Raw genomic sequence first — 5,248 nt, 5'->3', positions numbered from 1 at the left:
TCGTCGGCCTCGGCGGCCGTGCCCTCGCCGTCACCCACGCCTCCGTCGAAGCGGTCGTCGGGCTCCGAGACCACCTCGTCGGCGGACTGCGTCGCGTCGTCGAGCTGCTGGGAGTATTCGCCGCCGGAGAGCGTGTCGGTCTCTTCGGTGCTCGTGCTGCCGCCCTGCACCTTCTCCTCGTCACGGTTGTCCATGGTGACTCCTCTCCTCGTGCGGGTGCGGGATGCCGCTGCGCCCCGCCCTGGAATGTTGCCGCATGCGGCGCGGCGGTTTCCTGCGGTTCCCTCTTCGGCGACGGCGCGCTATCCTCACGCGGGCCCGCCCGCCCCGCAACCCCTTCCGACCGCGATCCGGCCGGTCGTAGCGTCGGGTCATGCAGGGTTTCGCGGCGGTGGATTTCGAACTCGCCCGGCAGGTGCTGCAACGGGGCATCGCCGCCCTGTACTTCGTCGCCTTCCTGTCGTCGCTCAACCAGTTCCGCGTGCTGCTCGGCGAGCGGGGGCTGCTGCCGGCGCCCGACCTGCTGCGCTGGGTGGCCGCCTCGCCCCGGCGCGCCCGCATGGTGGGACCGACGCTCTTCCGCCGCGTGCCCTACACCGACCGCCGCCTCGCCGCCCTGTGCGTCGCGGGCCTGATCGTGAGCGCGGCGCTCGTGGCCGGAATCCCCCAGCTCGCACCTCCCTGGGTGCCGATGGTGTGCTTCCTGCTGCTGTGGCTCGGCTATATGTCGGTGGTGAGCATCGGCCAGACGTTCTACGGGTTCGGGTGGGAGATGCTGCTGCTCGAGGCCGGGTTCCTCGCGGCGTTCCTCGGTTCGAACGACCAGCCCCCGCCGACGGTGGTGATCGTGCTCTTCTGGTGGTTGCTGTTCCGGCTGGAGTTCGGCGCCGGCATGATCAAGATCCGCGGCGGGCGGGAGTGGCGCGACCTCACTGCCCTGATGTACCACCACGAGACGCAGCCGATGCCGGGACCGCTCAGCCGGCAGGCGCACCTGCTCCCCCGGTGGTTCCACAAGCTCGAGGTGGTGGGGAACCACTTCTCGCAGCTGGTGGTGCCGTGGTTCCTCTTCGCTCCGCTCCTGGGACTGTGGATTCCGGGTCCGGTGCCGGCCCTCATCGGCACGGTCGCCGGCGCCGTCGTCATCGCGACGCAGCTGTGGCTCGTCCTCACCGGCAACTTCGCATGGCTCAACTGGGCGACGATCGTGCTGGGGTTCTCGGCGGTGTCCCTGCCGGGCTGGGGCGCGGACGTGGCATCCGACCCGCCCTGGATCATCGACGGGCTGCCCCTGTACTGGCTGGTGGTCACGTGCGCCGTGGGCGTGCTCTACGTCGTGATCAGCTGGCCGGCGCTGCGGAACCTCTTCGCGCACCGGCAGCTGATGAACGCGAGCTTCAACCGATGGCAGCTCGCCAACGCGTACGGGGCGTTCGGCGCTGTGACCAAGACGCGCGTCGAGTACGTCATCGAGGCGACGATGGATGCCGATCCGGGCGAGGCCACCTGGCACGAGTACGAGTTCAAGGGCAAGCCCGGCGACGTGCGGCGCATCCCCCGCCAGTACGCGCCCTATCACCTGCGGCTCGACTGGCTGATGTGGTTCCTCCCTCTCGGCAGGTCGCTCGAGGACTGGTTCACGGTGCTGCTGGTGCGACTGCTCGAAGCGGATGCCGCGACGCTCAAGATGCTGCGGCGCGCGCCGTTCGGCAGCGAGCGACCGACGTGGGTGCGCGTGGTGTCGTACCGCTACCGGTTCGCCACGCACACCGAGTACCGCCGCGATCGTGTGCGCTGGGTGCGCGATCGCCGCCAGGTGCTCGTGCGTCCGCTGTCACTGTCGGCGCTGTCGCGCTGACGCCTCGGCGGTCTCTGTCGGGGGCGGGCGGATGCCGCGCCGGCGCGCTACCCCGCCGGAGCGTCGCCGACCCGGCCCGCCAGGCCGACCGCGTCGTGCGGCGCGTGGCCGCGGGCGTCGTTGTCGAAGTAGACATACACGTCCCGGGGTTCACCGTCCGGGGTCGCCTCGCCACTCGTCCACCCGGCGATGCGAGCGGCCCAGCCGTCGAGCTGCGGGGCGGTGTAGCCGCTCGTATACAGATCCTCCGCGCCGTGCAGGCGGACGTACACGAACGATCCCGTGACCTCGCCGAAGTCCGGGAACCTGCCTGCGGTGTCGGCCACGACCAGGGCGACATCGTGGTCGCGCAGGATGGGGGCGACCGCGGCATCCTCGAAGCTGGTCGACCGGGGCTCGAACGCGTACCGGATCGGGGTGTCCTTCTCGATCTCGAGCCAGTCCCGTCCGTCGAGCCGCTTGTCGTGGTGCCGCGCGAGCTCCCGTGCCGCGCCCGTCGTGCGCGGCAGCGCAGTGAGGAAATGCTCGAGCGTCTCGGGGTGGAACTGCTCCCGCTCCGGCAGCTGCCAGAGGATGGGACCGAGCTGCTCCCCCAGCGCCAGCACGCCCGAGGCGAAGAAGTTCGCCAGCGCCACGTCGATGCCCCGCAGCCGCAGCATGTGGGTGATGTAGCGGGAACCCTTCACCGCGAAGACGAAGTCCTCGGGCACGGCCTGACGCCACCGCTGATAGCTCGTCGGGCGCTGCAGCGAGTAGAAGGACCCGTTGAGTTCGAGCGTCGACATCTGCTCGCCGACGTACTGCAGCTCACGGGCCTGGGCTAGCCCCTTCGGGTAGAAATCGCCCCGCCAGCTCGGGTAGCGCCACCCCGAGATTCCCACGCGGACGCGTCCCGCCATGCCGCCCTCCCTCCGTCGCTGCACGATCATCCTAGAAACGACGGCGCGGTGTCCGTTCGGCGCAGGCCGGCTAGAGCGGCCATCCGGTCGCCTCGGGTCGGACGGCCGCGTCGGAGCAGTAGTCCGCGTAGAGCGAGTAGGGAGCGAATCCGCCGCGGATCCTCGCCACACGGGAGTCAGGGCCAAGCTCGTAAGCCAGATGCATACTGCCTTCTGTTGCTCCGCTGTCATCGACCACCGCGACGACCATCCCGCCGGACGGCGTGAGGGGTTGCTCGTAAGCCTCGAGTGCTTCTTCACCGTGGGCATCGATCACGGCGTCGAGCGAATCGCCGATGCGGATGCCGGCGGATGAGACGACGTCGCTGCGGTCCGTCACGAAGGCCATGATGCCGCTGCTCCCCGCGTCCACGGCCGCAGCGACACCCTCGCTCTCCCAGATGGCGAGAGAGCAATGCTCCGTCTGAGGCGCGAGGAACGACGTCCCGAGGACCTCCTCCACCTCGGTGACGGAGAGGTCGAGCACGTCCCGATGGAAAGCGAACTGCGCCAGACCGTCTTGACTGATCACGAGAGCGTCGTCCGGCGCGGGCGGGTCGGGCAGCGGCTCGGGCAGCGGCTCGGGCGACACGGTCGACTCGGTGGGGTCTGGTGGGGCGGGTGGCGTCACCGGGTCGCCAATGCATCCGGTCGTCATCAGCAGCAATCCCATCGCGGCGGCAACCGTCGCCTGTCGCCCTGCACGCATGCGCTTCACCTTTCACCCGTGTACCCGCAGGAGTAGTGTTCTGCGGCAGCGGGGGCGGCACCATGCGCAATTCTGCGTAGTGCCGATGGGGGTACGGGGAGTCCGTATGGAAACGACCGCGGTCGGCGACCTGCGCCGGGCGTTTAACGTGGCGCAGACAGCGGCCGAATGCACGCGCATGACCGAGGTGCAAGAGCAGCTGTTGCCGGCCCTCGTCCGCCTCGTCGGTGCCCAACTCGCGATTTACCACGAGGCACGGCTCACGGCGTTGAACGGCGAGTACACGCAGGTGGACGTCGTGTGGCCCGACCCGCGCGCCGTATCCACCGCAATGGTCGACTTCGGCGCTGTGGCAGCCGATTCGCCGGTCATCGCCCACGTCGCCATGCGACCGGATTCTCACACTGTGGTGCTTCGGCAGCTCGTCTCCCGACGCGAGTGGCATGCGAGTCCGGCTTATGACACATGCCTTCGTCACCTCAGAATCGAGGACCAGGTCGCGCAGGTGCTGTACAGCAAGGACGGCGCGACCCACGGTCTCACCCTCAGCAGATCGTCTGCGGACTTCGGCCCGCGGGAATCACAACTGATGCGTCTCCTGGCTCCACACGTGTCGTCAGCCATCCGTCGGGCACGGGGTTCCGGCGTGGGCTACGAGGCGGTCGTCATCACCCCGCAGCCTCGGATCCAGTGGGTGCACCCAGCCATCCCGTCGGCGGGGTCACTGACGCGGCGAGAGCGGGAGGTGATCGTCTTGGCGGCGCGTGGGCTCACTAACAGGGAGGTCGCGGGAATACTCAACATCGCGCCGCGCACGGTCGACAAACATCTCGAGAATGCCTACCGGCAGCTCGGCGTGAGCAACCGAGTCGAGGCTGCCCTCGAGACCGAAGCCCTACGGCCCTAGACGCCAAGCGCCCCGCGTCTGCACGGACGCGGGGCGCTTCGACGCTGCTGCGGCGCGGCTCGTGCGCGCCGACCGTCAGGTCAGCGGCGGCGCGAAGTGGTGCTGCGTCCCTTGACCAGGCCGTAGACGAGCAGCGCGATGATCGCACCGATGATGGAGCCGATGATGCCGGCGGGCTGGAAGAAGCCGTCTGCTGCGTCCTGTCCGAAGAGCAGGAAGCCGAGGAAACCGCCGACGAACGAGCCGACGATTCCGAGGACGATGGTCATGAGCAGGCTCATGTCCTGCTTGCCGGGGACGACGGCGCGGGCGATGAATCCGGCGATCAGGCCGATGACGATGATGCTGATGATGAGACCGAACATGATTGCTCCTCTTCTTGAACGCCGTGGGGCGTTTCGGTCGGGCACCGTTCGGTGCTCGGGATGCCGCCGATCATGACAAGACTTCACTTCACCACCCCGCCGCCTGTGGTGTCACGCGCTTGGGGGCGAAAACTCGAGCGTGCTATGGTCTGCGCGCGTTCCCGGCCGCCGAGTGAAACCCAGTGCCGCGTAGACTGAACCCCAGTTTCATCTCTCGAGCACAGGAGTCCGTCATGGCTGACGCGTCCGCATACACGCCGCCCGTCGAGGACTACGCGTTCCTCTTCACCGACGCCTTCGGTCAGGACCTCGTCGCGCGCGCCACCGGCGGAGAACTCACCGCGGAGGACGCGACGGACATCATCGCGGGCGCGGGCGAGTTCGCCGCCTCCGTCATCGCGCCGCTCGAAGTGCCGGGCGACCGCGTCGGCGCACGCCTCGAAGACGGTCAGGTGCGCCTGCCCGCCGGTT

Annotated in this window: 6 protein-coding genes and 1 pseudogene; 3 read left to right on the top strand and 4 right to left on the bottom strand. The window is 68.9% G+C overall.

Annotation, left to right across the window (positions count from 1 at the left end; all coding sequences use genetic code 11):
- A partial coding sequence (locus NQ160_RS17860) for a hypothetical protein (protein ID WP_257516484.1) occupies positions 1-194 on the bottom strand: 194 nt, incomplete at its 3' end.
- 179 nt (positions 195-373) lie between these two features.
- Here NQ160_RS17860 and NQ160_RS17855 point away from each other — a divergent pair.
- Positions 374-1,858, top strand: a complete 1,485-nt coding sequence (locus NQ160_RS17855) for a lipase maturation factor family protein (RefSeq protein WP_257516483.1) — start codon at positions 374-376, stop codon at positions 1,856-1,858.
- 47 nt (positions 1,859-1,905) lie between these two features.
- Here NQ160_RS17855 and NQ160_RS17850 read toward each other — a convergent pair whose 3' ends face one another.
- Positions 1,906-2,757, bottom strand: coding sequence for a DUF72 domain-containing protein (locus tag NQ160_RS17850; protein ID WP_257516482.1), 852 nt, complete (start codon positions 2,755-2,757; stop codon positions 1,906-1,908).
- Between the two features lie 70 nt (positions 2,758-2,827).
- Entirely contained in the window at positions 2,828-3,505 is a 678-nt protein-coding gene (locus NQ160_RS17845) for a hypothetical protein (RefSeq protein WP_257516481.1), read from the bottom strand.
- Between the two features lie 106 nt (positions 3,506-3,611).
- Between NQ160_RS17845 and NQ160_RS17840 the strand changes: the two genes are divergently transcribed.
- Positions 3,612-4,412, top strand: a complete 801-nt coding sequence (locus NQ160_RS17840) for a helix-turn-helix transcriptional regulator (protein ID WP_257516480.1) — start codon at positions 3,612-3,614, stop codon at positions 4,410-4,412.
- An 80-nt stretch (positions 4,413-4,492) separates the two neighbouring features.
- Here the strand turns inward: NQ160_RS17840 and NQ160_RS17835 are convergent, their stop codons facing one another.
- On the bottom strand, positions 4,493-4,777 hold the full coding sequence (locus NQ160_RS17835) for a GlsB/YeaQ/YmgE family stress response membrane protein (protein WP_257516479.1): 285 nt from the start codon (positions 4,775-4,777) through the stop codon (positions 4,493-4,495).
- Positions 4,778-5,010: 233 nt separating this feature from the next.
- Between NQ160_RS17835 and NQ160_RS17830 the strand changes: the two are divergent.
- Positions 5,011-5,248, top strand: a pseudogene (locus tag NQ160_RS17830) (acyl-CoA dehydrogenase); the annotation flags it as partial.

It is taken from the genome of Microbacterium sp. zg.Y909, assembly GCF_024626565.1.
This window is presented reverse-complemented; position numbering and strand designations above follow the sequence as displayed.